The sequence below is a fragment of the Streptomyces sp. NPDC031274 genome (assembly GCF_055570235.1).
Genome location: NZ_JBVIHP010000220.1, coordinates 1 through 1,436, shown reverse-complemented (window position 1 = coordinate 1,436; position 1,436 = coordinate 1). Strand labels below are relative to the sequence as shown.

1 protein-coding gene and 1 pseudogene are annotated in these 1,436 nt (G+C 73.1%); both read left to right on the top strand.

All coding sequences use genetic code 11. The features are described from left to right. Positions 1–790: FG-GAP repeat protein (locus tag ACZ5CR_RS45135; RefSeq protein ID WP_468869441.1), on the top strand; the 790-nt coding region annotated here is incomplete at its 5' end. Positions 791–965: 175 nt separating this feature from the next. Continuing rightward, positions 966–1,436 (top strand): annotated as a pseudogene (locus ACZ5CR_RS45130) (integrin-like protein); the annotation flags it as partial.

The following is a 1,436-nucleotide window of genomic DNA, read 5'->3' as shown; positions in this document are numbered from 1 at the left end:
GACGGCGGGCCGGGTGGACGGCGACGCCAAGGCCGACCTGGTGGTCACCGGCAGGAAGACCAACAGCGACCACCTCGGGGCGGCCGTCCACTACAAGGGCACCGCATCCGGCCTGAGCAAGGGCGCGACCCTGCGCGCGGGCACGACGGCCTCCATCGGCGACCTGGACGGCGACGGCTACGGCGACATCGCCCTCGGCAACCCCGACGAGCCCGGCGACGAGCCGTCCGGCTCCAAGGGCGGCGAGGTCAGCGTCGTCTACGGCACCTCGTCCGGGCCGAGCGCCACCCGCCGTACGACCCTGACGCAGAGCAGCGCGGGCGTCCCGGGCTCCTCCGAGTACGGGGACAACTTCGGCGCGTCGGTTGCCGTGGGCGACCTCGACGGCGACGGCCACGCGGAACTGGCGGCAGGCGCCCCCGGCGAGAGCCTCGGCTCCGAACCGGACCTCGTCCTGGGCGCGGGCGCGGTCACCGTGCTGCGCGGCTCCACGTCGGGCCTCCGGACGACCGGCGCGATCACGCTCACCCAGGACAGCCCCGGCGTCCCGGGTGCCTCGGAGTCCATCGACGGCTTCGGCGCGACCCTGCTCGCCTCGGACATCGGCGCCGACGGCCGCCTGGACCTCACGGCGACGGCCTCCCAGGAGAACGACGACGCGGGCGCCCTCTGGCACCTCCCCGGAGCCACGGACTCGCTCTACTCCACGACGTCGTCCACCAGCTTCGGCCCGAGCAAACTGGGCCTCTCCACGAAGTACTCGGCCTTCGGCTGGGACCTCGCGGGCTGAACGGCGGGCTGAACCGCGGGCTGAAGCGAGGCGTGCGCGCGGGGGCAACCCTTGGCCAACCCCAGGTGTCACACAGGTGAATCAGCCACAGCAGTCACGTCAGTCGAAGAGCCGAAGCAGTCGAAGCAGTGAAGCCGGCAGACCCAGCGGCTAACTCCCTGTGTCCACTTCTGAGTTGGAGCTCTCTGTGCCCCTGCGCGCCCGCACCCGCACCCTCGCCGTCGCCGCCACCGCGACCGCCATCGCCGCCACCGGCCTCACCCTCCCCTTCGCGGCCACCGCCACCGCCGCGCCCGCCCCCACCCCCCTCACCAGCGACTTCAACGGCGACGGATACGACGACCTCTTCGTCGGCGTGCCCAGCGGCACCGTCGGCGGCAAGGCCAAGGCCGGGTACGTGAGCGTCGTGTTCGGCGGGAAGTACGGGCCGGGGCCGCACGGCGTGCGGCGCATCACCCAGGCCACCGTCGAGGTGCCCGGCACCCCGGAGGCCGGTGACCGGTTCGGGGGCTCCGTCATCGCCGCGCACGTGGACGACGACAAGTACGCGGACCTCGTGATCGGCGCCCCCGGCGAGGACATAGACGCCAAGACCGACGCCGGTTCCGTCACCGTCCTCTACGGCACGGGCGACGGATTCGCCCTG